This window comes from Kitasatospora sp. NPDC058170 (assembly GCF_042883905.1).
In the GTDB taxonomy this organism is placed as follows: Bacteria; Actinomycetota; Actinomycetes; order Streptomycetales; family Streptomycetaceae; genus Kitasatospora.
In genome coordinates, this window is record NZ_JBHVUV010000002.1 from 299,628 (window position 1) to 325,120 (window position 25,493).

The following is a 25,493-nucleotide window of genomic DNA, read 5'->3' on the forward strand; positions in this document are numbered from 1 at the left end:
GTCTATGGGTATACAGACCTCCGGAACCAGCCCGGAGGGCAGCACACTTGGGGGGAAACCAAAATGCGTGCCCGACCCGCCGTTGCCCTGTCCGTCCTCACGGCCCTGACCCTGACCGCCCCGGTCCTGGCGGCCGCCCCGGCCACCGCGGCCCCGGTCGCCACCACCGCCGCCACGGCCTCCGCCGTGGGCCCGGGCCAGTCGACCGCCCCGGCCGCCTTCGTCCCGCTGGACCTCCGGCGGCTGCTGGACACCCGATCCGCCCGCGAGACCCCGGCGGGCCAGGCCCGCCCGCTCAGCCCCGGCGAGTCCTTCGACGTGCCGCTCTCCGCCTGGAAGTCCCACCCGGACCGCGAGGTCCCGGTCGTACCGAAGGAGGCGACCGCCGTCCTGGTCAACGTCACCGTCACCGACCCCAGCACCGACGGCTACCTCACCGTCCGCCGGGACGGCGACATGCCGGGGGCCCCGGCCACGTCCACGCTGAACTTCAAGGCCGGCGAGACGATCTCCAACACGATCGCCGTCGCGGTCGCCCCGCCCCGGTCCGCGAAGGGCCCGCAGATCAACCTCTACAACAACGCGGGCAACACCCACGTGGTGGTCGACGTCCTCGGCTACTACGCGCCCACCGGGACCGACAAGTACGACAGCGTCCGGCCGACCCGGCTGATCGACACCCGGACGACGGGCGGCAACCGCAGCATCGTCCCGGTCGAGGTCGCCAAGCCCGAACTCGGCACGGCCGGCGCCAAGGCCGTGGTCCTGAACGTCACGGCCGCCGAGCCGAGGAACCACGGCTTCGTCGTGGCGTACCCCTCCGACAAGCCCTACCCGGCCGAGGGCTCCAACCTCAACTACGTGCCGGGCCGGACCACCGCGAACCAGGTGGTCGTCCCGGTCGGCCCCGACGGAAGGATCAACCTCCTCAACACCGGCTCGGCCGACCTCGTCGTCGACATCGTCGGCTTCTACGGGCCCTCGGGCCACCAGCTGTTCAGCGCCGTCACCGAGCAGCCCCGGCTGCTCGACACCCGGTACGGCAGCGCGCTCATGCCGTTCAGCACCCGGGTGCTCCCGGTGGCCGGCGGCAGCACCGGCGTCCCGCCGACCGCCACCGCCGCCACCCTGAACGTGACGGTCACCGAGCCCGGCGCCGGCGGGCACGTGGACGTCTTCCGCGGCGACGACATCCGGCCGGGCACGTCCAGCGTCAACTTCAACCCGGGCCAGACGGTCGCCAACGGCGTCACCGCCGAGCTGGGCGGCGTGCCCGGCGGCGTCGGCATCTTCCACCACTCCGCCGCTCCCGCCCACGCGATCGTCGACCTGACCGGCTTCTTCACCGCCGGCTGAGCCGGCCACCGGCCCGACCCGCCGGCCCGCCCCGCCCGTTCGGGCCCGGGGCGGGCCGGCTCCCCGCGGGGGTCAGACCGGCCACACCTCGCCGCGCCAGGCGGCGTCCCAGAACATCCACTCGTAGCGCGAGGTGGTGGTGAAGTGCTCCACCACCCGGCGGCGCTCGGCGGGGGAGATCTCCTCGCCCAGGCGGTCGGTGAGCGCGAGCACCCGGCGCACCACCGACTGGAAGGCCTCGTCGCCGTAGGTGGCGATCCACTTCGCGTAGAGCGGGTCGGGGGAGCCCTTGGCGAGCAGCTCGTCGCCGACCCGGGCGTAGATCCAGTAGCAGGGCAGCACCGCGCCGACGGCCTCCGCGAAGGAGCCGCCGTACACGGTGGCCAGCAGGTAGCTGGTGTAGGCCCGGGTGGTCGGCAGCACCGGCTCGGCGGCTGCCTGTTCGGCGCTGTCCCCGAAGGCCGTCATGAACTCGGCGTGCATGCCCTGCTCCGCGGCCAGCGCGCCGATCGCGTCGTCCGCGAAGGCCCGCACCTCCTCCTCGCCGGGCGCCTTGGCGGCGCAGACGGCGAGCGCGCGGGCGTAGTCGCGCAGGTAGTGCGAGTCCTGGACCACGAAGTGGCGGAACGCCTCCCGCGGCAGGGTTCCGTCGGTCAGACCGCCGATGAACGGGTGGTCGAGGATCCTCGCGTAGACCGGCTCGATCGCCGCCCAGAGTTCTTCCGTCAGGCTCAGGCTCATGGCGACGACCCTACTCAGTCCTCCGGCGGGGAGAACACGACCAGGACCCGCAGCTCCTCGGTGACGTGGTGGAAGCGGTGCGGCGTCCCGGCGGGGACGTAGACCACCGTCCCGCGGGCCACCGTGGTGGTCTCGTCGCCGACGGTCAGCTCGGCCCGGCCGCTGACCACCTGGTAGATCTCGTCCTGGGCGTGCGCGGTCTGCCGGTCGGTGTCGCCGGGGGAGAGCGCGTAGAGCCCGGCGGACATCCGCGGTTCGCGCAGGAACCGCAGGTACGCGCCGTCGTTCGCGGCTCGCTCGGCGTCCAGTTCGTCCAGCCGGAAAACCTTCATCGGTACCACCCCTCGATGTCCGGGACCACCGGGCATTCAACACCAACATGCCCGGTGGGAGCTTCCCCCGCCCCACCCGGCCTGCGACGCTGGCCCCATGAAGGGTTTCGTCATCAAGACACTTATCAACGCGGCGGCCATCTGGGTGGCCGCCTGGATCGTCACCGGCATCACGCTGGTCGGGGACGACTGGCAGCACAAGAGCCTGACCGTGATCGCCGTGGCACTGGTCTTCGGCGTGGTGAACTGGCTGATCAAGCCGGTGGTGAAGCTGTTCTCGCTGCCGCTGTTCGTCCTGACCCTGGGGTTGTTCACCTTCGTCGTCAACGCCCTGATGCTCCTGCTGACCTCCTGGCTCTCGGACAAGCTCGACCTGAACTTCGAGGTCGACGACTTCTGGTCCGCGCTGTTCGGCGCGCTGATCATCAGCCTGGTGTCCTGGGGCCTCAGCCTGGCCCTCGACGACGACTGACCGACGCCCGACAGCTCCGCCCGGTCCGCACGAGGGGCCCGTACCCGGTTCGTCCACCGGGTGCGGGCCCCTTCGGCCGCCGCGGCCGGGCGGGCAGGTCACCCGGCGTTCTCACATCCTCCGAGGATGTCCGCGAGCTGCGCCTCCAGTTCGCCGCTGGTGAGCTCCTGCCCCATCTCCACCAGCCGGTCGGTGCGCGCCAGGAAGGCGACCAGCGGGGGCGCGGAGGCCCTCAGCTGGGCGGCGCCGCCGGGGGAGTGCAGCACGATGCGGACATCGGACAGCTCCCCGCCGACCGGGTGGATGTGCACGTCCCCCTCACCGGACGGCCGGCTGATCCCGTCGAGCAGCAGCTCGCGCGCGAAGACCCAGGTCACCGGCTCGTCGCCGGGCAGGTGGAAGGTGAAGCGGACCGCGTACGGGTCGGCGGCGTCGTACTCGAGGTCGACCACGATGCGGAAGGAGAGCTCGTTCGAGACCACGAGGCTCATCACCAGGTGGCCCTGGACTGTGCTGTGCTGCATGGCGCCAGTACCTCTCGTTCTGCCCGGCCGTGCGTGCTGTGGGTCCGCAGTGGCCGGACAATGCCGTTCGCTGACATGGGAAGGAGTGCGGCTGTGCGATGTCTGTCGTGCGCTGATTCGGTGGTTTCGTACCGCGGATCCCTGTTCGATCCTCATCGTCCACGTTTGGGGACGTAGTGGACAAGGTGTGCTTTTTCAAATGGTGAACACGGCGGAACCGGGGCGGCGCAAGGAGCGTCAGAGGACGAACGACGGTGTCATCGCCCCGACGCTCCGCCGGAGTTGCCCGGCGGCGGCGGTCAGCCGGGCGGCCTGTTCGACGGGGAGCGAGACGGCCATCGTGGCCACCACGGCGCCGACGGTGATCGGCACCGCCGCGCACACCGTGCCGAGCGCGTACTCCTGGCGCTCCAGGACGGGCATGGTGGGCCGCAGCGAGGAGAGCCGGCGCAGGACGGCGGACTCGTCGGCGAGGGTGGAGGGGGTGAGGCCGACCGGCGGGTGGCGGGCCAGGTGGTCGCGCCGGGCGTCCTCGGGCAGTTGGCCCAGCAGGCACTGGCCGATCGCATGGGCGTGGGCGGTGGCCCGGAAGTCGGCCCAGGGCTCGACGGCGGGCTGCCCGGGCCCGGCGGCGGTGTCGACCACGTGGACCTCGCCGTCCTGGTAGAGCGCGAAGTAGACGGCGGCGCCGAGCTCGTCGCGCAGCTGCTCCATCCGGCCGCGCAGGTCGTGGCGTTCGGACTGCCGGTCGTCGGCCCGGCCTATGCCGTCCACCGACTCCCCGTAGAAGAACTTCCCGTCGGCCCGACGGAGGTAGCCCTCGTGGGTCAGCGTGCGCAGCAGGTGGTACGTGGTGCCGAGCGGCAGGCCGGCGGTGCGCGCGAGCTGCTTGGCCGTCGCCCCCTGGAGGAACCCGCCGACGGCCTCCAGCAGGCGCAGCGCCCGCTGGACCGAGGTGATCAGGGTGGGCTGCCGGCCCCGGCCCGGCGGTGACGCGGGGGTCGGCGACCTGGCCACCCCGCCCGTGCGGACGGTACGGGACGGCTCTGCGATCTGATCCATGGCCACACCCAGCCCCCAACCCGAGTCATTTCACCAGGAGGACATGCGGAGTGAAGTGCTCCGATTTGCCCGATAGCCGCCCATTGCAGCACAGGGATGGCGGAGCTGCAATCACTCTCATACGGTTCACTTGGCAAAATCCTTTGAATGAAAGGTGAAATGCTGCTTTGATCCGATAATTACAAGAGAATTTCAAGTTTCAACTTTACTATCCAAGATCCATCGTTGCCGCCTCCTGCCCCCGAACGGACGCACCCGGGCCGGCCCGCGTTTCGGCCCCGCCGACCTGCGGGAGACTCCCGCACAACGCTCCAGCCCCGGAGGTGGCCATGGGCACGCCGACCCCACTCCGTCCGCCGCGCCCCGTCGTCAAGCGCACCGCGCGGGCGATCCTGCTGGAGCTCGACCCGGACGACCCGTACGGCCCGGCCTCGATCGTGCTGATCAAGCGCACCCGGCCCGACTCGCCCCACCCGTACTGGATCACCCCCGGCGGCGGCGTCGAGCGCGGCGACCGCACGGTGGTCGACGCGCTGCACCGGGAGGTGGACGAGGAGCTCGGCGGCAAGGTCGTCGACGTCGTCCCCGCCTTCGTGGACACCCTCAGCCACCCGCTTCCCCACCCGGCGGGCGAGGGGGGCGCCGTCGACGACGGCACCCTGGTCGAGCCGCACGGGGTCAAGGTCCAGCACTTCTTCGTCTGCCGGCTCGCCGCGATGGACCTCGCCCGGCGGCACGGCCCCGAGGTGGATGACCCGAACGGCGAGTACGAGGTCGTCCGACTGCCCTTCACCCGGGAGGGCGTGACCTCGGTGAACGTCGTACCGCCCCGGCTGCGGGCGTACCTGGCGGCCAACATCGAGGGCGTCCGCGCGCTGCTGGCCCCCGACCTCGGCTGAGCCCCGCCGACCGGACCGACCGGACCTGCCCCGCCGGGCGGACCGGCGGGCTCAGCCCGCCGCCAGCTCGCCCACCAGGTCGTGCCGGATCCGCTCCTGCGCCACCCCGGCGCGCAGCAGCACACCGACCGCGCGCCGCACCATCGCGGCGGGCCCGCTGAGGTACGCCTCCCGGCCCTGCCACGGCCCGAACCGGCCCACCACCTCGGGCAGTTCACCGGTGAGCGCACCGGTGCCGGCCGCCCCGGGGCCGGACAGCACCGGCCGCACCGAGAGCCACGGGTGGCGCCGGGCGAGCTCGCGAAGCGCCTCCAGTTCGTACAGGCCGTCGGACTGCCGGGCGCCGTAGAAGACCTCCACCGACCGGCCGACCGCGCCGTACTCGGCGACCTCCTCCACCAGGGCGCGGATCGGCGCGATGCCGGTGCCGCCGCCCAGACAGAGCAGGTCGGCGCCGGCCGCGTGGTCGACGGTCATCGCCCCGGCCGCCGGTCCCAGCCGCAGGACGTCGCCGGGAGCGGCGCGGTGCACCAGCGCACTGCTCACCCAGCCCGCCTGGACCGCCTTCACCTGGAAGGTCAGCAGACCGTCCGGCCGGGGCGCCGAGGCGAACGAGAAGTGCCGCCAGACCCGCGGCCACCAGGGCGTCTCCAGGCTGGTGTACTGCCCGGCCCGGTACGGGTAGGCCTGGTCCGGGCGGACGGTGATCTCCGCGATGTCCCGGGTGCGCAGCCGGTGCGCGACCACCTCGGCCTGCCACCAGGGCGGGGAGGTGCGGGCGGCCTCCTCGGCGGCCTCGATCATGATCGAGGAGACCAGTCGGTAGACCCGGCGCCAGGCCAGTTCCGTCCCGGCGTCCCAGCGGCTGCCCGCGTACCGGGCCAGCGCCTGCACCAGGCACTCCCCCACCGGGCCGTAGTGGCCGGTCAGCGTGCCGTACCGGCGGTGCCCGCGGCCGAGACCGCTCAGGTAGGCGCGCAGGGTGTCCGGGTCGTCGGCGCTGCGGGCGGCCGCCAGCAGGGCGCGGAAGAGGCGGTCGCGCTGGACGTCCATGGCGGCCGGGAACAGCGCCCGGACCTCGGGGTGGTGCAGGAAGATCAGGGCGTAGAAGTGCGCGGTGGCCCGGTCGGCGACCGGCTCGACCACCGCCAGACTGGCCCGGATCAGCTCGATGTCCTGTGCGGTGGGCGGCTGTTCGACCGCGCTGCGCAGATCGGGCGCGGGCTCGGGCGCGGGCTCGGGGGCGGGCGCGGAGTGGGGTTCGTCGATCGTCCGCAGGGCCCAGGCCCGGCTCCAGTGGTCGCCCGGTCCGGCCCAGTTGAGGCCGGGCGCCCGGGTGATCAGCGGCTCGATCGCGGGCCCGGTGGGGGGCTGCGCCGCGAACGGCGCGGGCGGCAGGGCCGGGACGGCCGGCGGCTCGGTCGGCGGGGCGGGGATGGCGGGGAAGACGGGGAGGGCGACCGGGACCGGCGGGGCGGACGGCGCGGGCGGGAGGTCCGGCGGGTCCAGCGGTACCGGCGGGAGGACCGCCGTGACCTCGGCCGCGGCCTCGGGAGCGCCACCCGGAGCGAGGCCCGGGACGACCTCCGGCGCGATGTCAGGCGCGATGTCAGGCGCGATGTTCTGCGTGATGTCCGACGTGATGTCCGGCAGGCCGGGGACGGCCGAGGCCGCCGCCGAGCCGTGTCCGGTACGGACCAGGAGTGTTCTGCGTGACTTCACCGCAACGTTTCGAGTACCCAAGAGAATCGTTTCGCCTCCGGCCGGCCTGCGCCACCACCTGGCTTGTCCCTGTTGACGTCTCGGTAGCGTGGCACGCCCGAACTGCTCATCCGACAAATCACGCGAAGCCCGGACACCCGCCCCCGGCACGCGCTACTCTCCCTCGATTTGCGGTCGCCTTGCGTGGTGAAGCCACCACGCAAGGCGACCACTCCGGTCACAGCTGCCGCAGCAGCATCCCCGGTTGCTCGACGCAGTCGGCGACGAACCGCAGGAACCCGCCCGCCGTACCGCCGTCGCAGACCCGGTGGTCGAAGGTGAACGACAGCTGGGTGACCTCGCGGACCGCCAACTCCCCCTGGTGGACCCAGGGTTTGGCAACGATCCGACCGACCCCGAGCATCGCCGCCTCCGGGTGGTTGAGGATCGGGGTGGAGCCGTCCACCCCGAACACCCCGTAGTTGTTCAAGGTGAAGGTGCCGCCGGTCAGTTCGGCCGGGGTGAGCGAACCGGACCGGGCCGACTCGGTCAACCGGGCCAGTTCGGCACCCAGTTGCTCGGTGTTCAGCGCCTGGGCGCCTCGCACCACCGGGACGACCAGCCCGCGCTCGCCCTGCGCCGCGAAGCCCAGGTGCACCACCTGGTGCCGGATGATCCCCGAACCATCCTCCGTCACACTGGAGTTGAGTTCGGGGAAGCGGGCCAGCGCCACCGTGCAGATCCGTGCCAGCAGCGCCAGCACGCTCACCTTCGGGCCCGCAGCGGCATTCAACTGCCGCCGCAGCGCCATCAGTTCGGTGGCATCGGCGTCCACCCAGCAGGTCGCGGCGGGGATCTCGCGGTGGCTGCGGGTGAGCTTCTCGGCCACCGCCCGGCGCAGCCCGCGCAGCGGGACGACCTCGGCAGCGGCCACCGCCGAGGCGGGCACCGCAGCCGAGCCGGGCACCGCAGCCGGGGCGGCCGGGGCCGACCGGCCGTCCAGCGCCGCCACCGCCCGCTCCACGTCCGCCCGCAGGATCAGCCCGTCCCGCCCGGTGCCGGTCAGCAGCGCCAGGTCGATGCCGTGCTCGCGGGCCGCGCGCCGCACCAGCGGCGAGATCACCGGCACCACCGCCGAAGCCTTCACCGCCACCGGCACAGCAACCGGCACAGCCACGGGCGCCACCGCCGGAGCCGCCACCGCCGCCCCGACCCGGCGCCGCCGTCCGCCCCGGTCGGGCTCGGCGACGCCGTACCCGACCAGCGGACGCTCGACCCCCGCCGGGAGGCCGTCCCCGTCCGAAGACCCGGACCCGGCCGGCGGCGCCACCGCGACCGTCACCAGCGCAGCGCCGACCGCGACCTCCTCGCCGGGCTCGCCGTACCGGGCGGTGACCACCCCGCCGTACGGACAGGGCACCTCCACCACGGCCTTGGCGGTCTCCACCTCCACCACCGGCTGGTCGACGGCGATCACCTCGCCGACCTCGACCATCCAGCGCACCACCTCCGCCCCGGTGAGGCCCTCACCGAGATCGGGCAGGGTGAACTCGCGTACGACGGGCATCATCCTCAGTCCTCCCACTGCAGCCGGGCGACCGCGTCCAGGATCCGGTCCACCCCGGGGAGGTGGTGGTGCTCGAGCATCGGCGGCGGGTACGGGATGTCGAATCCGGTGACCCGCAGCACGGGCGCGGCCAGGTGGTGGAAGCAGCGCTCGGTGACCCGGGCGGCGATCTCCGCGCCGGTGCCGCCGAAGCCGGTCGCCTCGTGCACCACCACGGCCCGGCCCAGCGAGCGCACCACCCGGCAGACCGTCTCGTCGTCGAACGGCACCAGGGTGCGCAGGTCCAGCACCGCGAGGTCCCAGCCCTCGGCCTTCGCCGCCTCGGCCGCCTCCAGGCAGACCGGCAGCGAGGGCCCGTAGGTGATCAGCACCGCCGACGTCCCGGTGCGCCGCAGCACGGCCCGTCCGATCGGCTCGACCGGCGCGGCCGGGTCGAACTCGGCCTTGCCCCAGTAGAGCCGCTTGGGCTCCAGGAAGACCACCGGGTCGTCGGAGGCGATCGAGGCGCGCAGCAGCCCGTAGGCGTCGGCGACCGTCGCCGGGGTGACCACGTGCAGGCCCGGGGTGCTGGTGTAGTAGGCCTCGGAGGCGTCGCTGTGGTGCTCGACACCGCCGATCCCGCCGCCGTACGGGATCCGGACGGTGATCGGCAGCGGCAGCCGGCCGGCCGTGCGGTTGCGCATCTTGGCCACGTGCGAGAACAGCTGCTCCAGCGCCGGGTAGGCGAAGGCGTCGAACTGCATCTCCACCACCGGGCGCAGCCCGTACATCGCCATGCCGATCGCGGTGCCGAGGATGCCGGCCTCGGCCAGCGGGGTGTCCAGGCAGCGGTCCGGGCCGAACTCGGCGGTCAGCCCGTCGGTGATCCGGAAGACCCCGCCGAGGGCGCCGACGTCCTCGCCGAGCACGTGCACCGTCGGGTCCTCGCGCAGGGTGTCCCGCAGCGCCGAGTTCAGCGCCTGCGCCATGGTCGACGTGCGCACCCCCTCGACGGGGGGCCGCCCGGCGGCTCGGCCGCGGGCAGGGGCGGGCGACGGGTGGGCGGTCTGGTTCATCGGTCGTGCACCTCGGCCTCGGCGGCCAGCTCGGCGGACAGCTGGGCGGCCTGCTCCAGCAGTTGCGGGGTGGGCTCGGCGAAGACGTGGGCGAACAGCGACATCGGGTCCAGCTCGGCGTCGGCGTGGAACTCGGCCCGCATCCGGGCCGCCAGCGCCTCCGCCTCGTCGGCCGCCTCCTGCACCAGCGCGTCGTCCAGCAGCCCGAGCTCGCGCAGATGGCGCTCCATCAGCAGGACCGGGTCGTGCTCGCGCCAGGCCGCGACCTCGGTGTCGTCCCGGTAGCGGGTGGCGTCGTCGGCGTTGGTGTGCGCCTCGACGCGGTAGGTGAGCGCCTCCACCAGGGTCGGGCCGCCGCCCGTCCGGGCCCGCTCGACCGCCTCGGTCAGCACGCTGTGCACGGCGGGCGCGTCGTTGCCGTCCACCAGCCGGCCCGGCATGCCGTAGCCGACGGCCTTGTGGGCCAGCGTGGGCGCGGCGGACTGCGCGGTGAGCGGGACGGAGATCGCGTAGCCGTTGTTCTGCACCAGGAAGACGACTGGGGCCCGGAGCACGGCGGCGAAGTTCAGCGCCTCGTGGAAGTCGCCCTCGCTGGTGCCGCCGTCGCCGAGCAGCGCCAGCGCGACCACCGGATCGCCGTTCAGCCGCGCCGCGTGGGCGAGGCCCACCGCGTGCGGGGCCTGGGTGGCGAGCGGGGTGCAGAGCGGGGCGGTGCGGGTGGCGATCGGGTCGTAGCCGGTGTGGGCGTTGCCGCGCAGCAGCGTCAGCGCCTCCAGCGGGTCGACGCCCCGGGAGACCACGGCGAGGGTGTCGCGGTAGCTGGGGAAAAGCCAGTCGCGCTCGCCGAGCGCCAGCGCGGCGGCGACCTGGCAGGCCTCCTGGCCGGTGGAGGCCGGGTAGACGGCCAGCCGGCCCTGCTTGGTCAGGGTGGTGGCCTGCTGGTTGTAGCGGCGGCCGACCACCAGGCGGCGGTACAGCTCGCGCAGCAGGACGGGGTCGTACTTCTCCAGCGCGGGGGTGCCGAGCAGGCGGACGGGAGCGTCGTCCGGGAGCAGCGGGGCCGGTTCGCTGCGCGGGGCGGTCGCCCCGGGCAGCCAGCCGGGCACCGCCGTGTGGTGTCTGTGGTCGAGAACTGTCATCTCGGGCACCTCCAGGGGTGGCGGGGGCTCCCTACCGATTGTTCGGTCGTCTGTTCATCTTGACCAGAAGCGTGACAAGGTGGTGGACAATCGGCCCGGGGGACGGTCGACTGGTGGCAGTGCGTCCAATCAGGGGAGAGTGGGGGTCATGTCGGCTGAACAGATGTCCAGACTCGATCGTGTCGACCGGTCGATCCTGCGGCTGCTGCAGCAGGACGGTCGCGCCTCGATCCGCTCGGTGGCCGAGCGGGTGCACGTGTCCCGGGCCAATGCGTACGCCCGGATATCCAGGATGGTCGAGGACGGCGTGATCCGCGGCTTCACCGCCCGCGTCGACCACGAGAAGGCAGGTCAGGGCACCTCTGCCTACATCACCCTGAAGATCGTGCAGAACTCCTGGCGGACGGTGCGCGAGCAGCTGCTGGCCCTGCCGGGCGTCGCGCACATCGCGCTGGTCGGCGGTGACTTCGACGTCCTGCTGCTGGTGCACACCGCTGACAACCACGCCCTGCGGGAGCTGGTGCTGAACCGCATCCAGTCCATCCCGCAGGTGCTCGGCACCCAGACCATGCTGGTCTTCGAGGAAACCGACCAGGTACCGCCCGACTGAGGCGAACGCCGGCCCGGGGCGCCGCAACCCTGGCGCGCCCCTCCGGCTCGGGCCTATCGGGCCTACCGGGCCCGGAGGCCGTCGAAGGCCAGGTGGACCACCGCGTCGGCGACACCGTCGGCCGCCTTGAGCCCCGGCCGGTACCACTCGACGATCGAGTTGATCATGCCGAAGAGCAGCCGGGTCGCCAGCCGCGGCTCGACGTCCGCCCGCAGCGCACCGTCCGCGACGGCCGCCCGCAGCAGCTCGGCCACCTGGTGGTCGAAGTCCCGGCGCCGCTCCAGCGCCCACTGCTCGGTCACGGTGTTGCCGCGCACCCGCAGCAGCAGGGTGACGTACGGCAGCTCGGCGAGCAGCACCTCGGCGGTGCGGCGCACCACGTGCTCCAGCCGCTCCACGGCCGGCCCGCCGACCGCCTCCGGCTCGGCCAGGATCGCGAACAGTCCGTCCAGCGCCCGGCCCACGGCGAGCCGCAGCAGCTCCTCCTTGCCGCGCACGTGGTGGTAGATGGACGACTTGGAGATTCCGGCCGCCCGCGAGAGGTCCTCCATCGACGTGCCGTCGTAGCCGCGCTCGTTGAACACGTCGACGGTCACCGCGAGCAGCGACTCCACGGTGTAGGCGGTACGCGTGGTGTGATCGGCCATCCTCCGAGTATCCCCGTCCCCGTCGCGCCCGACGCGGCCGGGTCCGGCCGTCCGGCCACCCGGCCGTTGACCTCGGGTCCCGGGCAATGGTCCGCACCAATACCACGCGACAGCCCCTAGAATCGGCGGACGATCGTCCACGGCCAGCAGGGTGGGATCCAGACTGATGAGCGCAATACCGGCAGTCGCCTCCGACGTGCCCGAGCAGCGCAACGGTGAGCCCGAGGCGGTACCGGACGGCGGCTGGCGCGAACGCGCCGCCGCCCTGGTCCTGCGGTTCGGGCCGGCCGTGTGGTGCTACGCCGTCCTGAAGCTGATCGGCTTCACGGTGTTCATGAAGCTGCTCTCCTTCTCCGGGGACTACCTCGGCAAGGCCCCGCGGTTCGGCGGCGGCGCCCAGCCCTGGGACGTCCTGGCCAGCTGGGACGGCTGGTGGTACCAGCAGGTCGCCGAGTTCGGCTACCACCCCGCGCTGATCGCCGTCCCCAACGGCGTCCCCGGGTTCACCATCCAGCAGAACTCGGCCGCCTTCTTCCCGCTGTACCCCGGGCTGATGCGGCTGGTCTCGGACACCACCGGCCTCGGCCTGTACGGCGCGGGGATGCTGGTCTCGGTGGTGGCCTCGCTGTTCGCCGCCGCCGGCATCTACGCGGTGGTGGACAAGCTGGCCGGCCCGCGGGCCGGGGTGATCGCGGCCGGGCTCTGGGCGATCGCCCCCGGCTCGGGCGCCGAGTGGGCGCTCTACTCGGACTCCACCTTCGTCGCCCTGGCCGCCTGGGCCTGCTACTGCACGATGACCAGGCAGTGGGTGGCCGCCGGGGTGATCAGCCTGGTCGCCGGCCTCAACCGGCCGACCTCGGCGGCGCTGATCGGCGCGGTCGGCCTGGCCGCGATCGTCGAGCTGTACCGCCGGGAGAGCGGGATCCTGCGCCCGCTCGCCGCGATGCTGCTGGCCCCCCTCGGGCTGCTCGGCTACGTCGGCTGGGTCGGCTGGAAGACCGACGACTGGGGCGGCTACTTCAAGCTCCAGCACGACGCCTGGCTGCACTACTTCGACTGGGGCCAGGGCACCTGGCACGCCATTCGCGGGGTGCTGCTGGGCCGGACGGACTACGCGTTCGCGTACCCCGTCCCGGACCTCTTCTCCACCCTGGTGGTGTTCTCGCTGCCGGTGCTGGTCATCCTGCTGGTCCGGCTGCGCCCGCCGCTGGTGCTGACCGCCTACACGCTGGCCACCATCGTCTCGGTGCTCGGCAGCGTGGGCATCTTCGGCAACGTCTCGCGCTACCTGCTGCCGGCCTTCCCGCTGCTCATCGCGCTCGCGATCGCCATGCGCAGGCTCAGCTGGCCGGTGCTGGCGGGGGTGCTCGGCAGCGGCGCCATCGCCTCCGGCTGGTTCGGCGGGTACCTCATCTTCGAGCTGGGCATCCCGTAGACCGGCAGCCGGCCTCCCGGCAGCCGGTCTCCCGCCAGGGGCGCGTCCACCACGGGCGCGCCCCTTCGCGTTTCCGGCACGGACCGGCCCTGCCAGGATCAGCCCGGACCAGCCCGGACCAGCCCGGCCGGATCCGACCCCGTACGCCCTCTTGAGCCGACCGATCGTTCGGTTACTCTGTGACGTGTCCCGTCCTCCCCTCTGAGGAGCGCACAGATGTCCGCAGCGGTCACCAACCCCCTCATCGCCGAGCTGGTCGAACGCCACCAGGCCACCCTGGACGCGGCGATCGACGCCGCCGCCAAGCGCGACTACTGGTCGCCCTACCCCGAGTTCCCCAAGGCGTACGGCGAGAGCGGCGCCGAGGACGGCAAGGCCGCCTTCGAGGCGCTGCTGAACAAGCCGTTCGCCCTCGACGGCCACCCCGCCGACGGCGACCTGGTCGGCGGCGAGGCCTCGCCGTACGGCGTGGAGCTGGGCATCGGCTACCCGCACGCCGAGCCGGACGCGCTGATCGCCGCCCTGCGCGCCGCCCAGCCGGGCTGGGCCGCGGCCGGCCCGCTGGTCCGCGCCGCCGTCTGCCTGGAGATCCTGGCCCGGATCAACGCCCGCTCGCACGAGTTCGCGCACGCGGTGATGCACACCACCGGCCAGGCGTACGGCATGGCCTTCCAGGCCGGCGGCCCGCACGCCCAGGACCGCGGGCTGGAGGCCGTCGCCTACGCGTACGCCGAGCAGACCCGGCTGCCGCAGAGCGCCGGCTGGACCAAGCCGCAGGGCAAGCGCGACCCGCTGGTGATGACCAAGGAGTTCACCGTCGTCCCGCGCGGCGTCGCCCTGCTGATCGGCTGCAACACCTTCCCCACCTGGAACGGCTACCCGGGCCTGTTCGCCTCGCTGGCCACCGGCAACCCGGTGCTGGTCAAGCCGCACCCGCGCGCCATGCTGCCGCTCGCGCTCACCGTGCGCACCGCCCGCGAGGTGCTCGCCGAGGCCGGCTTCGACCCCGGCCTGGTCTGCCTGGCCGCCGAGCACGAGGGCGGCACCGTCGCCCAGGTGCTGGCCGTCCGCCCCGAGGTCAAGCTGATCGACTACACCGGCTCGACCGCCTTCGGCGACTGGCTGGAGGAGCACGCCCGCCAGGCCCAGGTCTACACCGAGAAGGCCGGCGTCAACACCGTGGTCGTCGACTCCACCGACGACTACAAGGGCATGCTGGGCAACCTGGCCTTCTCGCTCTCGCTCTACAGCGGCCAGATGTGCACCACCCCGCAGAACCTGCTGATCCCGCGTACCGGCATCGACACCGACCAGGGCGCCAAGTCCTACGACGAGGTGGTGGCCGACCTCGCCACCGCCATCGAGGGCCTGCTCTCCGACGACGCCCGGGCCGCCGCCATCCTCGGCGCGGTGGTCAACCCCGGCGTGCTGCAGCGCACCGTCGCGGCGGCCGGCGGCGAGTACGGGGAACTCGCCCTCGCCCCGCGGGTGGTGACCTCGCCCGAGTTCCCCGCCGCGGTGCTCCGCACGCCCGCGCTGATCAAGCTGGACGCGGACAAGCCGGACGACCGGGCGGTCTTCCGCAGCGAGTGCTTCGGCCCGGTCTCCTTCGCCGTCGCGGTCGAGTCCACCGCCGCCGCCGTGGAGTTGCTGCGCGCCACGGTCCGGACCCAGGGCGCGATGACGGCCGCCGCCTACACCACCGCACCCGAGGTGGAGGCCGCACTGGTCGAGGCGGCGCTGGACTCCGGCGTCTCGCTCTCGCTCAACCTCACCGGCGGTGTGTTCGCCAACCAGACCGCCGCCTTCTCCGACCTGCACGGCACCGGAGCCAACCCGGCCGCCAACTCGGCGTACTGCGACGGCGCGTTCGTCGCGAACCGGTTCCGCACCGTCGAGGTCCGCCGCCACGCCTGACCCTCCGTCCCCCGGGCCCCGGCACCAGGCGGTGCCGGGGCCCGGGAGATTCACAGGCCCGCCCGGGCCAGCGATGATGGGAGGCTGGGAGCATGCTGGGAACCGTGCCCAACCCTCGTCCGATCATCGGGAGATGACACATGACCGCGAAGCAGATCGGCTCCGACGTCCTGATCGTCGGCGCCGGACCGACCGGGCTGCTGCTGGCCGGTGACCTGGCCACCGCCGGGGTCCGGGTCACCGTTCTGGAGAAGCGCGGCGCCGAGTCCAACCTCACCAGGGCCTTCGCCGTGCACGCCCGCAGCCTGGAGACGCTGGACGCCCGGGGCCTGGCCGACGACCTGATCGCCACCGGCCGACCGCTCGGCGAGCTGCGGCTCTTCGACCGGCTCCGGGTCGACCTCAGTCGGCTCCCGACCCGCTTCCCCTTCGTCCTGATCACCCCGCAGTACAACGTCGAACGCCTGCTGCAGGAGCGCGCGACGAAGGCCGGCGCGACCATCCTGCGCGGCGCCGAGGTCACCGGGCTGCGGCAGGACGCCGAGGGCGTCACCGTCGAGACCACGGAGGCCGGCGCCACCACCTCCCACCGCGCCCGCTACGTCGTCGGCACCGACGGCGTCCACTCCACCGTGCGCGACCTGCTCGGCATCCCGTTCCCCGGCGAGTCCGTGGTCAACTCCGTGCTGCTGGCCGACGTCCGGCTCGAACGCGAGCCCGGTGAAGTGCTCACCGTCGGCGCCAACGAGGCCGGCTTCGCCTTCCTCGCGCCCTTCGGCGACGGCTGGTACCGGGTGATCGCCTGGGACCGCACCGACCGCGCCCCCGACGACACCCCGCCCTCGCTCGACCGGATCGCCGCGATCACCCGGGCCGCCCTCGGCGAGGACCACGGCCTGCACGACGCCCGGTGGACCTCCACCTTCCACAGCGACGAACGCCAGGTCCCCACCTACCGCTCCGGCCGGGTCTTCCTGGCCGGCGACGCCGCGCACTGCCACTCCCCGGCCGGCGGCCAGGGCATGAACACCGGCCTCCAGGACGCCGCCAACCTCTCCTGGAAGCTCGTCGCCGCCGTCCAGGGCTGGGCCACCGACGCCCTGCTCGACACCTACCAGAGCGAGCGGCACCCGGTCGGCAAGGCCGTGCTGCGCAGCTCCGGCGCGCTCATCCGGCTCGCCCTCGCCCAGTCCGCCCCGACCAGGGCGCTGCGCGGCGCGATCACCACCCTGGCCGAGCACCTCGACGTGGTCGCCGAGCGCGGCGCCCGGCAGGTCTCCGGCATCGGCATCAGGTACCCCGCCCCCAAGGACGCCCACCCGCTGGCCGGCCGACGCGTCCCCGACCTGCGGCTGACCGGCCTGGAGCAGGTCCGCGACGGTGCGCCGGGCGCGCCCGAGCGGCTCTACGAGGCCCTGCGCGGCGGGAGGTTCGTGCTGGTGAGCAATGACGAGCTGTCCGCCGCCGACCCGTGGGCGGACCGGGTGACCACGGCCGCCCCGGCCGACCCGCACGGCAAGCTGCGCGACACCGTCCTGCTGATCCGCCCCGACGGCTACGCCGCCTGGGCGGCCGTCGACCCGGGCCGCGGCGAACTCCGCGCCGCCCTCGCCCACTGGCTCGGCACCCCCAGCAACGCCTGACCCGGCACCCTACGGGAGGGCGCGCCGACCGGGGCGCGCCGGCAGAGCCGCCCTACCCCCGCGCCTTCCCGTAGTGCCGCGCCGCCTTGGCCCGGTTCCCGCACACCGCCATCGAGCACCACCGCCGGCGCCCGTTCTGCGAGGTGTCGAAGAAATGCAGAATGCACGCCTCGTGTGCACACCGCTTGATCCGGTGCGCCCCCTGCCCCAGCAGCACCAGGAAATCGTCGACCGCCAGCCAGGCCGCCAGCCACTGCGGCCCGTCCACCTCGACCCGGTCCACCGGCCCGCCGGAACCGGCCGTCCGCCGGATCCGCCCGTGCCGCAGCACCGCGTCCAGCCCGGCCAGCGCCGCGGCGCCCGGCTCGCGCCCCTCGTCCAGGTCCAGGACGGCGGCGGCCAGCGCCTCCCGCGCCTCCCGGAGTTCCGGGAGCCCTGACCCGTCCTCACCGCACCGGTCGGCGAGCCCCGCGGAGGAGAGCCAGATCCGGTAGCCGTCCCGGCCGGTCAGCAGGTCGTTCACCGGTGTGCCCGACCACCGGGTGTTCAGCAGATCGAGCGCGAGCGGCTCGCCGATCAGCGGGCGGGGGTCCCCGGGGTCTGCTGCACGGTCTGTCATCGTCCTCCCTCGGCCTCGCCCGATCCTATGCCCGGACCGCCCCCGATTCGGTGCGGACCGATTCCGGAATTCCGATCATTCACTGTATGAAACACCCTCCATTCAGTTCTCCACACTTGACTGTTCTTTAGCAACGAATTGCTTGACCATAAGCCAATTCCCGTACCGCCTCTGACATGTTCTAGCCAGCGTTTTCGACCCTGGAACGCCCTAGCCCCTGCCGGTCCCCACACACCGGCCAGAGGAGGACCCCGTGCGCCCCCGCTCCCTCACGCTCGTCGCGGCCCTTGCCGTCCTGCCGCTCTCCGCCGTCTCGCTCGGCGTGACCACCGCTCAGGCCGCGACCGCCCCGAACGCCGCCGCCCCCCGCGTCTCGCTGCCGAACACCGTGACCCCCGCGGTGGCCCGCTCCGAGAAGAAGGGCGACGTCCCCGCCTCCCAGCAGCTCTCGGTGGCCGTCAGCCTGAAGCTGCGCGACACCGCCGAGCTGGACCGCTTCCTCACCGCGGTCGCCACCCCCGGCACCCCCGAGTACGGCCGCTACCTGACGCCGCAGCAGTTCACCGAGCGCTTCGGCCCGACCAGGGCCGCCGTCGAGCAGGTCAAGTCGTACCTCGCCGCCCAGGGCCTGACCGTCTCGGGCGTCAGCGACAACCGCCAGGTGGTCAACGCGCAGGGCACCGCCGAGCAGATAGCCAAGGCCTTCGGCACCCACGAGAGCGCCTACCTGGACCCGCAGCAGCAGCGCACCTTCTTCGCCAACGACGCGGCCGCCTCCGTCCCGGCCGACCTCGCCGAGGTGGTCCAGGGCGTCTCCGGCCTCAACAACCACACCGTCCGCACCACCCGCAACGTGAAGCCGGACACCACCCCGGCCGCCGCCCCGAACGCCGCCCCGAGCGGCTTCGGCCCGACCCAGTACGACGGCGCCTACAACCTCAACCGGACCGGCGCGGACGGCACCGGGGTCACCGTGGCCCTCTGGGAGTTCGACGGCTACAGCTCCGCCAACCTGAAGACCTACGACTCCCAGTACGGCCTGACCGGACCGGCCGTCAGCACCGTCTCCGTCGACGGCGCCAACTACGACGCCAAGCCCGGCGAGGGCCAGGGCGAGGTCGAGCTGGACAGCGAGATCGTCCGCGGTGTCGCCCCCAAGGCCACCCAGCTGGTCTACGAGGCCCCCAACAGCGACCAGGGCGAGATCGACATGGCCGCCAAGATCGTCGCGGACAACAGGGTCTCGGTGATCTCCATCTCCTGGGGCTCCTGCGAGCCGGACACCACCGCCTCCTCCATGACGGCGGTCGACAACTCCTTCAAGCAGGCCGCCGCCCAGGGCATCTCGATCTTCTCGGCCTCGGGCGACGACGGCTCGCGCGACTGCACCCGCTCCACCAGCGGCTCCGGCGTCAAGGCGGTCGACTTCCCGGCGTCCAGCCCGCACCAGACCGGTGTCGGCGGCACCAACCTCAAGGTCTCCGGCAGCGCCTACTCCTCGGAGAGCGCCTGGAGCACCGCCGGCGGCGGCGTCTCCACCGTGTTCGCCAAGCCCGCCTGGCAGACCGGTACCGGCATCAACGGCACCATGCGCACCGTCCCGGACGTCTCCTCCAACGCCGACCCGGCCAGCGGCTTCGCCATCTACACGGCCGGCGGCTGGCAGGTCTACGGCGGCACCAGCGCGGCCGCGCCGCTCTGGTCCGGCTACGCCGCCCAGTTCAACCAGAAGGCCAAGGCCGCCGGGCAGCCGGTCCTCGGCGAGGCGAGCCCCAAGCTGTACGCGGTGGCCAACGGCAGCGGCTACGCCGCCGCCTTCCACGACGTCACCACCGGCAAGAACCAGGACTTCTCCACCAAGGCCGGCTACGACCAGGTCACCGGCTGGGGCAGCCCGATCGCCGACGCCCTGAACACCGCGCTGCTCGGCGGCACCACCCCGCCGCCCTCCGGCGGCTGCACCCCGGCCCAGCTGCTCGGCAACGCGGGCTTCGAGACCGGCACCGCCGCCCCGTGGACGGCCTCCACCGGCGTGGTCGACAGCAGCACCGACGAGGCCGCCCACGCCGGCTCCTGGAAGGCCTGGCTGGACGGCTACGGCAGCAGCCACACCGACACCGTCTCGCAGACCGTCTCCGTCCCGGCCGGCTGCAAGGCCACCTTCTCGTTCTGGGTGCACATCGACACCGCCGAGACCGGCTCCACCGCGTACGACAAGCTGACCGTCCAGGCCGGCTCCACCACCCTCACCACCCTGTCCAACGCCAACGCGGCCACCGGCTACGTCCAGAAGTCCTTCGACCTCTCGGCCTTCGCCGGGCAGACGGTGACGATCAAGTTCACCGGCGCCGAGGACTCCTCGCTCAAGACCAGCTTCGTGATCGACGACACCGCGCTCAACGTCTCCTGACCTCCCGCTTCGCCGGGGCGGACCGCTACCGGTCCGCCCCGGCGTTCTGTTTCCGCACTGTTTCAAGATCGCTAACCTTGCGGTCCACCTCTCGTGACCACTGTCATACGCACGACTGATGACGTAGCCTCTCGACCGTGCATAGGGTTCCCCACAGCTCGGTGAAGCCGCTGACGGCGAGCTCCGGCGCCGGACCGGTCCCGCCGAACTCGCTTGGTGGGGAAGGTATCCGTATGGGCTCACAGCACCCCCAGGACGCGGCACGGCTCAGGCTGATCGGACAGCGCCCCGGCGCCTCCGCTCCCGCTCCCTCCGCTCCTCCCGCTCCTCCTGCTCCTCCCGTCCCTCCCGTTCCCCCGACCGTCGGCGCGCCCACCATCGGCCGCCCGGCCCCCGCCGGGGGCTTCGCCGACACCCTGCACCTGGCCATCGAGGCCAGCGGACTCAGCCTGGACCGGATCCGGGCCGCGCTGGCCCAGCGCGGGATCAGAGTCAGCGTCACCACCCTCAGCTACTGGCGGCGCGGCCGCAGCCAGCCCGAGCGGGCCAGCTCGCTGCGCGCCGTCCACCTGCTGGAGGAACTGCTCGGCCTGCCGCACAGCACCCTCTCCGCCCTGCTCGGCCCGCCGCGTCCGCGCGGCCGCTGGGCCGCCGCCGCCACCATCGCCCACCTGCGACTGGAGGACGTCTGGCCGGGCGAGCAGGAGATCGCGGACGTCTTCACCGAGCTGGACGCCCCGCCGGCCGGCGAGCTGGAGCGGCTCAGCATCCACGACTCGTACTACGTCGACGCCGAGCGGCGCGGCAACCTGCTGCGGATGCGCCAGGTCGTCCGGGCCACGGTCAGCGGGGTGACCCGCTGCCTGGTCGTCCACAAGGCGGACGAGGAGGCCACCGGCTGCCCCGAGATCACCTCGGTCCGGCACGGCAGGCTCGGCCGGGTCCGCCGCCGCCCGGACGTCGGGCTGGTGGTCGGCGAGCTGATGCTGGACCGCCCGCTCGGGCTCGGCGACAGCACGGTCTTCGAGTACGAGGTGGAGATCCCGCCCGGCGGCCCGACCATGGAGTACAGCCGCCGCTTCGCCACCCCGGTGCGCGAGTACGTCCTCCAGGTCCACTTCGACCCGGCGGCCGTGCCCGTCCACTGCGAGCGCTACGACCGCGCTCCCGGCGAGGACATCGACCGCCGCCGCGAACAGCTCTGGATCGGCGCCTCCGCCAGCGCCCACGTCCTCGCCCCCGACCAGCAGCCGGGCCACGTCGGCATCCGCTGGGAGTGGGAGTAGCCGCACCCGCGGCCGACCCGCCCCGACCACCCCGAAACCCGCACAGCAGCCCCTCAGGGCCTGTCCGTCCGATCCCGCGCACCGCCGGGATCCGTCGGACAGGCCCTGACCCCTTCACGCCCCTTTACCGGTTGACGCTCCATCACCTAACCCTTACGGTTCCTAGTAACGGTTAGGCAGTGAGCCTCTCCGGACACCTCAGCCACGGGAGTGTTCAGGCATGTCCAGCACCGCAGTCGCCAGCACCCTGCAGACCGGCCACGTCGGACTGAACGTCACCGACCTCGACCGCTCCACCGCCTTCTACCGGAGCGTGCTCGGCCTGGAGGTGCTCGGGGAGGGCACCGACCCGGAGCGCCGCTTCGCCTTCCTCGGCCGCGGGGGCACCCTGCTGATCACCCTCTGGCAGCAGAGCGAGGGCGCCTTCGCCACCGCCGCCCCCGGCCTGCACCACCTCTCCTTCCAGGTCGACGGCCTGGACGAGGTCCGCGCCGCCGAGCGGCTGCTGCGCGAGCTGGGCACCGAGTTCGCCTACGAGGGCGTCGTCCCGCACGGCGAGGGCGCGGCCTCCGGCGGCATCTTCTTCACCGACCCGGACGGCATCCGGCTGGAGATCTACACCCCGAAGGGCGTCGACGAGACCGGCGCCGAGGCCCCCACCACCGCCGCCCCGACCTGCGGGTTCTTCTAGGGTCCGGCCGCCGTGCCGCACAGCTCCCGCCCGGCATCCGACCCGGATGCCCGGGCACGCCCGCCACGCCGACCCGGGAGGAACGCACCATGACCAGCAGCACCACGCCCTACCACCCGGGCGAGCGGGCCGTACAGGCCAGGGCCGGGCGGCTGGAGCGGGCCGACCACTCCGGCCGGGCCATCGGCCGGGTCATCCCCGCCGTGGCCGGCCGCTTCCTCACCGAGCGCCGGACGCTGGTGGTCGGCGCCGCCGACGCCCGGGGACGGATCTGGGCCACCCAGCTCACCGGCGAGCCCGGCTTCCTCCGGGCGGCGGACGAGCACACCCTCGCGGTGGCGGCCCGGCCCGCCGAGGACGACCCGCTGGCCGCCGCCCTGGCCGGCCCCGCCGAGGTGGGCACCATCGCACTGGACCCGGCCGGCCGGCGCCGGATGCGGCTCAACGGCCGCTCCGCCCCGGACGGCCGGGGCGGCCTGGTGATCGCCGCCGACGAGGTGTACGCCAACTGCCCCAAGTACATCCAGCGCCGCAGCCCGCTGAGTCGGCCGGGCGCCGGCACCCCGCGCGCGGTGGCCGCCGGCCCGGCACTGTCCACCGCCCAGCGGCTCGCGGCGGCCACCGCCGACACCTTCTTCATCGCCACCGTCGGACCGGACGGCAGCGTGGACGCCTCCCACCGGGGCGGCAGCCCGGGCTTCCTGCGGGCCGACCGGCCCGACCGGCTGCGCTGGCCCGAGTACCCGGGCAACAGCATGTTCATGACGCTGGGCAATCTGGAGCTGGACCCGCGCGCCGGGCTGCTGCTGCCGGAGTGGGAGACCGGCGGCGCGCTGCTGGTCACCGGCGAGGCCAGGACCGACTGGTCCGAACCGGCCCGGGCCGGCCTCCCCGGCGCCGAGCGGGTGGTCGAGCTGACCGTCACCGCCGTCGTCGAGCTCGCCGATGCCACCCCGCTGACCTGGACGGACCCGGAGTTCTCCCCGGCCAACCCGCGCGCCGCGGCCTGACCGGCCGCCAGGTCCCGCGCACCGCCACTACCGCCTCCCCGGGCCCGGCGCCAGAGCCCGGCCGCCGAACGGCCGTCACCCGCCCGGCGCAGCCCACCGCGCCGCACCCCCGTCCGGTTTGGGACTTTGGTCCCGATAACACGCGGTATCGGGCTGGGAAGGTCAGTCCTGTCGCGCCATCAGGGCCTGACCAGGAAAGAGGCGGAAATGACCCCTACCCACCAGCCGGTCCCGCTACTGGAGTTCGACGAGGTCGAACCGGACGAGGACTGCATATGCGGCGGCTGCCGGGCCCGCCGCCGGGCCCGGCGGCACGCCGCTCCGGTCCACGAGGGCGGGCACGCCGCGGCCCGGAGCGTGCGCCGCCGGGCCGCCGTGCTGATGGCCGCGGTCGGCACCGCCCTCGGCGGCGGCGCGGCCGGGGCCTCCGGGGCCACCGCCGCCCCGGCCCCGACCCCGGGCGGCAGCAGCGCCACCCAGCCCCCGAAGACCCCGCAGGGCGAGGTCAGCGGCCTCCACGGCGAGCAGGCCCGCGGCTTCGCCGCCCCCCGGGCCACCACACCGCCGGTCACCAGGGCCCAGATCATCGAGCGGGCGCAGCGCTGGGTCGACCAGAAGGTCCCGTACGGCATGAACCGCTACTGGTCGGACGGCTACCGCCAGGACTGCTCCGGCTTCGTCTCGATGGCCTGGGGCCTGGGCAGCAGCCAGACCACCTGGACCCTGCCGGACGTCGCCGAGCGGATCACCAGGGCGGACCTCCAGCCGGGGGACGTGCTGATCTACAACAACCCCGCCAACCCGCAGGCCGGCTCGCACGTCACCGTCTTCGGCGGCTGGACGAACGCCGCCCGCACCCGCTACCTCGCCTACGAGCAGACCTCCCCGAGCACCACCAGGCGGGACACCCCGTACGCGTACTGGAACAACTCCGCCTCGTACGTCCCGTACCGCTACAAGGCGCTCTCCGACGGCGGCGGCACCAGCAGCGACGCCTCCGCCCCGACCGCCTTCCCGGGGGCCGACAAGTTCGGTCCCGGCGCCGACAACGCCTACGTCACCGAACTCGGCCGGATGCTGGTCCAGCGCGGTGGCGGGCGGTTCTACGGCCAGGGCCCCGGCCCGCGCTGGGGCGAGGCCGACCGCAGGGCCACCGAGGCGTTCCAGCTCGCCCAGGGCTGGCGCGGCGCCGAGGCCGACGGCATCCCCGGCAAGGACACCTGGGACTACCTGGTCAACAACAAGGGCCGCAGCATCGACAGCGCCTCCCCGCCGCCCCCGCCGCCGGTCGACCCGGGCGGCCGGGCGCCAGCCTTCCCCGGCCGGGACCGGTTCGGGCCCGGCGCGAACAACGACGACGTCCGCCGGCTCGGCGAGCAGCTGGTCCGCAAGGGCTTCGGGCGGTCCTACGCCCAGGGCCCCGGACCGCGCTGGACGGAGAGCGACCGACGGGCCGTCCAGGCCTTCCAGGAGGCCCAGGGCTGGCGCGGCGCCGAGGCCGACGGCTACCCCGGCCCGGACACCTGGCAGCGCCTCTTCGGCTGATCCGGGCTCAGCGCCCGCCCGGCAGGGGAGCACCGGGCGGGCGCCGGGACATCCAGTGGAACAGCCCCATCGCGACGCTGGTCGCCAGGTTGAAGCTGGACACCCCGGGCTGCATCGGCACCGCGAGCAGCCGGTCGGCCCGGCCCTTCAGCTCCGCCGAGACCCCGTGCCGCTCGGTGCCGAAGGCCAGCAGCGCGTCGTCCGGCACGGTGACCGTCCGGATGTCCTCGCCCTCCGGGTCCAGCACGAACAGCGGCCCGGCCGGCAGCTCCGCCAGGTCCAGCCGCTCCACCGCGGTGGCGAAGTGCAGGCCCGCACTGCCCCGGAGCACGGCGGGGTGCCACGGGTCGAGGTCCCCGGTGGTCACCACCCCGGCGGCGCCGAAGCCGGCCGCCAGGCGGATCACCGCACCGACGTTGCCCTGGTTGCGCGGGTTCTCCAGCAGCACCACCGGGGCGGGCCGGCCGGCCCCGGCCAGCGCCGCCCGGTTGGCCGCGGCGGTCGGCCGGGTGGCCAGCGCGGCCACCCCGGTCGGGTGCAGCCTGGGCACCAGCGCCTTCAGCACCGCCTCGGGCACCTCGGCCGCCAGGCCGTCCAGCGCCGGTCCCACGTCCCCGGCCAGCTCCTCCGCGAGCGCCCGCAGCGCGGCCCGGTCGGTGGTCAGCACCTGCCGGACGTCCCCGCCGAAGCGCAGGGCGTGCTTCAGCGCGTGGAACCCGTCCAGCAGCACCGTCCCGGGCTCCTCGGCACCCGCGCGCCAGGCCCGCACCAGCTGATCGTCACTCATGCCGCTCACTCATACCGGCCACTCATCCCGCTCGCTCATGCCGTT

General features: G+C 73.5%; 23 protein-coding genes. 12 read left to right on the top strand and 11 right to left on the bottom strand.

Annotated features, from left to right (window positions below; all coding sequences use genetic code 11):
• The first annotated feature begins 63 nt into the window (after window positions 1–63).
• A complete protein-coding gene (locus ACFVVX_RS04270; RefSeq protein ID WP_387941202.1) occupies window positions 64–1,356 on the top strand; it encodes a hypothetical protein in 1,293 nt (430 codons plus the stop codon).
• A gap of 72 nt (window positions 1,357–1,428) precedes the next feature.
• On the opposite strand, the gene tenA is transcribed toward ACFVVX_RS04270, so the two are convergent.
• Together tenA and ACFVVX_RS04280 are read right to left on the bottom strand one after the other, a co-directional pair.
• Window positions 1,429–2,097, bottom strand: a complete 669-nt coding sequence (tenA, locus tag ACFVVX_RS04275; RefSeq protein ID WP_387941204.1) for a thiaminase II — start codon at window positions 2,095–2,097, stop codon at window positions 1,429–1,431.
• A gap of 14 nt (window positions 2,098–2,111) precedes the next feature.
• Window positions 2,112–2,429 carry a cupin domain-containing protein gene (locus tag ACFVVX_RS04280; RefSeq protein WP_387941206.1) on the bottom strand — a complete coding sequence of 106 codons (318 nt, stop codon included), beginning with the start codon at window positions 2,427–2,429 and terminating at the stop codon, window positions 2,112–2,114.
• Window positions 2,430–2,526: 97 nt separating this feature from the next.
• Here ACFVVX_RS04280 and ACFVVX_RS04285 point away from each other — a divergent pair, with 97 nt between their 5' ends.
• Complete coding sequence (locus tag ACFVVX_RS04285; protein WP_387941208.1) at window positions 2,527–2,901, top strand: phage holin family protein; 375 nt, start codon at window positions 2,527–2,529, stop codon at window positions 2,899–2,901.
• Window positions 2,902–2,999: 98 nt separating this feature from the next.
• Here the strand turns inward: ACFVVX_RS04285 and ACFVVX_RS04290 are convergent, their stop codons facing one another.
• Together ACFVVX_RS04290 and ACFVVX_RS04295 are read right to left on the bottom strand one after the other, a co-directional pair.
• Complete coding sequence (locus ACFVVX_RS04290; protein WP_387941210.1) at window positions 3,000–3,425, bottom strand: SsgA family sporulation/cell division regulator; 426 nt, start codon at window positions 3,423–3,425, stop codon at window positions 3,000–3,002.
• A 237-nt stretch (window positions 3,426–3,662) separates the two neighbouring features.
• A complete protein-coding gene (locus ACFVVX_RS04295) occupies window positions 3,663–4,487 on the bottom strand; it encodes an IclR family transcriptional regulator (protein WP_387941212.1) in 825 nt (274 codons plus the stop codon).
• Between the two features lie 329 nt (window positions 4,488–4,816).
• Here ACFVVX_RS04295 and ACFVVX_RS04300 point away from each other — a divergent pair, with 329 nt between their 5' ends.
• Window positions 4,817–5,386 (top strand): NUDIX domain-containing protein, encoded by a 570-nt coding sequence (locus ACFVVX_RS04300; protein WP_387941214.1) that lies wholly within the window; start codon window positions 4,817–4,819, stop codon window positions 5,384–5,386.
• A 51-nt stretch (window positions 5,387–5,437) separates the two neighbouring features.
• Here the strand turns inward: ACFVVX_RS04300 and ACFVVX_RS04305 are convergent, their stop codons facing one another.
• The 4 genes from ACFVVX_RS04305 to ACFVVX_RS04320 form a co-directional block, all read right to left on the bottom strand.
• A complete protein-coding gene (locus ACFVVX_RS04305) occupies window positions 5,438–7,108 on the bottom strand; it encodes a globin domain-containing protein (protein WP_387941216.1) in 1,671 nt (556 codons plus the stop codon).
• A gap of 217 nt (window positions 7,109–7,325) precedes the next feature.
• On the bottom strand, window positions 7,326–8,654 hold the full coding sequence (locus ACFVVX_RS04310; RefSeq protein ID WP_387941311.1) for a dihydrolipoamide acetyltransferase family protein: 1,329 nt from the start codon (window positions 8,652–8,654) through the stop codon (window positions 7,326–7,328).
• A 5-nt stretch (window positions 8,655–8,659) separates the two neighbouring features.
• Window positions 8,660–9,622, bottom strand: a complete 963-nt coding sequence (locus ACFVVX_RS04315) for an alpha-ketoacid dehydrogenase subunit beta (protein ID WP_387941313.1) — start codon at window positions 9,620–9,622, stop codon at window positions 8,660–8,662.
• An 83-nt stretch (window positions 9,623–9,705) separates the two neighbouring features.
• Entirely contained in the window at window positions 9,706–10,848 is a 1,143-nt protein-coding gene (locus ACFVVX_RS04320) for a thiamine pyrophosphate-dependent dehydrogenase E1 component subunit alpha (RefSeq protein WP_387941218.1), read from the bottom strand.
• Between the two features lie 163 nt (window positions 10,849–11,011).
• Here ACFVVX_RS04320 and ACFVVX_RS04325 point away from each other — a divergent pair, with 163 nt between their 5' ends.
• Window positions 11,012–11,458 carry an Lrp/AsnC family transcriptional regulator gene (locus ACFVVX_RS04325; protein WP_387941220.1) on the top strand — a complete coding sequence of 149 codons (447 nt, stop codon included), beginning with the start codon at window positions 11,012–11,014 and terminating at the stop codon, window positions 11,456–11,458.
• A gap of 62 nt (window positions 11,459–11,520) precedes the next feature.
• On the opposite strand, the gene ACFVVX_RS04330 is transcribed toward ACFVVX_RS04325, so the two are convergent.
• Complete coding sequence (locus ACFVVX_RS04330; protein WP_387941222.1) at window positions 11,521–12,105, bottom strand: TetR/AcrR family transcriptional regulator; 585 nt, start codon at window positions 12,103–12,105, stop codon at window positions 11,521–11,523.
• Window positions 12,106–12,271: 166 nt separating this feature from the next.
• Here ACFVVX_RS04330 and ACFVVX_RS04335 point away from each other — a divergent pair, with 166 nt between their 5' ends.
• The 3 genes from ACFVVX_RS04335 to ACFVVX_RS04345 all read left to right on the top strand — a co-directional run bounded on the left by ACFVVX_RS04335 (window position 12,272) and on the right by ACFVVX_RS04345 (window position 17,100).
• The gene (locus ACFVVX_RS04335) at window positions 12,272–13,540 is read left to right on the top strand and encodes a hypothetical protein (RefSeq protein WP_387941224.1); all 1,269 of its coding nucleotides are present in this window, start codon (window positions 12,272–12,274) and stop codon (window positions 13,538–13,540) included.
• A gap of 216 nt (window positions 13,541–13,756) precedes the next feature.
• Window positions 13,757–15,457, top strand: coding sequence for a phenylacetic acid degradation protein PaaN (gene paaN / locus ACFVVX_RS04340; RefSeq protein WP_387941226.1), 1,701 nt, complete (start codon window positions 13,757–13,759; stop codon window positions 15,455–15,457).
• 140 nt (window positions 15,458–15,597) lie between these two features.
• Window positions 15,598–17,100 carry an FAD-dependent oxidoreductase gene (locus ACFVVX_RS04345; protein ID WP_387941228.1) on the top strand — a complete coding sequence of 501 codons (1,503 nt, stop codon included), beginning with the start codon at window positions 15,598–15,600 and terminating at the stop codon, window positions 17,098–17,100.
• A 52-nt stretch (window positions 17,101–17,152) separates the two neighbouring features.
• Here the strand turns inward: ACFVVX_RS04345 and ACFVVX_RS04350 are convergent, their stop codons facing one another.
• Window positions 17,153–17,719 (bottom strand): CGNR zinc finger domain-containing protein, encoded by a 567-nt coding sequence (locus ACFVVX_RS04350; protein ID WP_387941230.1) that lies wholly within the window; start codon window positions 17,717–17,719, stop codon window positions 17,153–17,155.
• 253 nt (window positions 17,720–17,972) lie between these two features.
• Between ACFVVX_RS04350 and ACFVVX_RS04355 the strand changes: the two genes are divergently transcribed.
• From ACFVVX_RS04355 to ACFVVX_RS04375, 5 genes are all read left to right on the top strand, one after another.
• On the top strand, window positions 17,973–20,129 hold the full coding sequence (locus ACFVVX_RS04355) for a protease pro-enzyme activation domain-containing protein (RefSeq protein ID WP_387941232.1): 2,157 nt from the start codon (window positions 17,973–17,975) through the stop codon (window positions 20,127–20,129).
• A gap of 233 nt (window positions 20,130–20,362) precedes the next feature.
• Window positions 20,363–21,415 (top strand): XRE family transcriptional regulator, encoded by a 1,053-nt coding sequence (locus tag ACFVVX_RS04360; protein ID WP_387941234.1) that lies wholly within the window; start codon window positions 20,363–20,365, stop codon window positions 21,413–21,415.
• A gap of 220 nt (window positions 21,416–21,635) precedes the next feature.
• Window positions 21,636–22,106 carry a VOC family protein gene (locus ACFVVX_RS04365; RefSeq protein WP_387941236.1) on the top strand — a complete coding sequence of 157 codons (471 nt, stop codon included), beginning with the start codon at window positions 21,636–21,638 and terminating at the stop codon, window positions 22,104–22,106.
• Between the two features lie 89 nt (window positions 22,107–22,195).
• Window positions 22,196–23,116 (top strand): pyridoxamine 5'-phosphate oxidase family protein, encoded by a 921-nt coding sequence (locus ACFVVX_RS04370; protein ID WP_387941238.1) that lies wholly within the window; start codon window positions 22,196–22,198, stop codon window positions 23,114–23,116.
• A gap of 207 nt (window positions 23,117–23,323) precedes the next feature.
• Complete coding sequence (locus tag ACFVVX_RS04375) at window positions 23,324–24,661, top strand: peptidoglycan-binding protein (RefSeq protein WP_387941240.1); 1,338 nt, start codon at window positions 23,324–23,326, stop codon at window positions 24,659–24,661.
• Between the two features lie 7 nt (window positions 24,662–24,668).
• Here ACFVVX_RS04375 and ACFVVX_RS04380 read toward each other — a convergent pair whose 3' ends face one another.
• Window positions 24,669–25,448, bottom strand: coding sequence for a TrmH family RNA methyltransferase (locus tag ACFVVX_RS04380; protein ID WP_387941242.1), 780 nt, complete (start codon window positions 25,446–25,448; stop codon window positions 24,669–24,671).
• Window positions 25,449–25,493: the final 45 nt, after the last annotated feature.

Excerpts from the sequence above, each read along its gene's own strand:
- ACFVVX_RS04315 (WP_387941313.1), bottom strand. The coding sequence starts at position 9,622 with ATGGCGCAGGCGCTGAACTCGGCGCTGCGGGACACCCTGCGCGAGGAC.
- ACFVVX_RS04330 (WP_387941222.1), bottom strand. The coding sequence starts at position 12,105 with ATGGCCGATCACACCACGCGTACCGCCTACACCGTGGAGTCGCTGCTC.
- paaN (WP_387941226.1), top strand. The coding sequence starts at position 13,757 with ATGTCCGCAGCGGTCACCAACCCCCTCATCGCCGAGCTGGTCGAACGC.
- ACFVVX_RS04270 (WP_387941202.1), top strand. The coding sequence starts at position 64 with ATGCGTGCCCGACCCGCCGTTGCCCTGTCCGTCCTCACGGCCCTGACC.
- ACFVVX_RS04380 (WP_387941242.1), bottom strand. The coding sequence starts at position 25,448 with ATGAGTGACGATCAGCTGGTGCGGGCCTGGCGCGCGGGTGCCGAGGAG.
- ACFVVX_RS04280 (WP_387941206.1), bottom strand. The coding sequence starts at position 2,429 with ATGAAGGTTTTCCGGCTGGACGAACTGGACGCCGAGCGAGCCGCGAAC.
- ACFVVX_RS04320 (WP_387941218.1), bottom strand. The coding sequence starts at position 10,848 with ATGACAGTTCTCGACCACAGACACCACACGGCGGTGCCCGGCTGGCTG.
- ACFVVX_RS04300 (WP_387941214.1), top strand. The coding sequence starts at position 4,817 with ATGGGCACGCCGACCCCACTCCGTCCGCCGCGCCCCGTCGTCAAGCGC.
- ACFVVX_RS04375 (WP_387941240.1), top strand. The coding sequence starts at position 23,324 with ATGACCCCTACCCACCAGCCGGTCCCGCTACTGGAGTTCGACGAGGTC.
- ACFVVX_RS04360 (WP_387941234.1), top strand. The coding sequence starts at position 20,363 with ATGGGCTCACAGCACCCCCAGGACGCGGCACGGCTCAGGCTGATCGGA.
- ACFVVX_RS04310 (WP_387941311.1), bottom strand. The coding sequence starts at position 8,654 with ATGCCCGTCGTACGCGAGTTCACCCTGCCCGATCTCGGTGAGGGCCTC.
- ACFVVX_RS04350 (WP_387941230.1), bottom strand. The coding sequence starts at position 17,719 with ATGACAGACCGTGCAGCAGACCCCGGGGACCCCCGCCCGCTGATCGGC.
- ACFVVX_RS04325 (WP_387941220.1), top strand. The coding sequence starts at position 11,012 with ATGTCCAGACTCGATCGTGTCGACCGGTCGATCCTGCGGCTGCTGCAG.
- ACFVVX_RS04345 (WP_387941228.1), top strand. The coding sequence starts at position 15,598 with ATGACCGCGAAGCAGATCGGCTCCGACGTCCTGATCGTCGGCGCCGGA.
- ACFVVX_RS04290 (WP_387941210.1), bottom strand. The coding sequence starts at position 3,425 with ATGCAGCACAGCACAGTCCAGGGCCACCTGGTGATGAGCCTCGTGGTC.
- ACFVVX_RS04365 (WP_387941236.1), top strand. The coding sequence starts at position 21,636 with ATGTCCAGCACCGCAGTCGCCAGCACCCTGCAGACCGGCCACGTCGGA.
- tenA (WP_387941204.1), bottom strand. The coding sequence starts at position 2,097 with ATGAGCCTGAGCCTGACGGAAGAACTCTGGGCGGCGATCGAGCCGGTC.
- ACFVVX_RS04370 (WP_387941238.1), top strand. The coding sequence starts at position 22,196 with ATGACCAGCAGCACCACGCCCTACCACCCGGGCGAGCGGGCCGTACAG.
- ACFVVX_RS04295 (WP_387941212.1), bottom strand. The coding sequence starts at position 4,487 with ATGGATCAGATCGCAGAGCCGTCCCGTACCGTCCGCACGGGCGGGGTG.
- ACFVVX_RS04335 (WP_387941224.1), top strand. The coding sequence starts at position 12,272 with ATGAGCGCAATACCGGCAGTCGCCTCCGACGTGCCCGAGCAGCGCAAC.
- ACFVVX_RS04285 (WP_387941208.1), top strand. The coding sequence starts at position 2,527 with ATGAAGGGTTTCGTCATCAAGACACTTATCAACGCGGCGGCCATCTGG.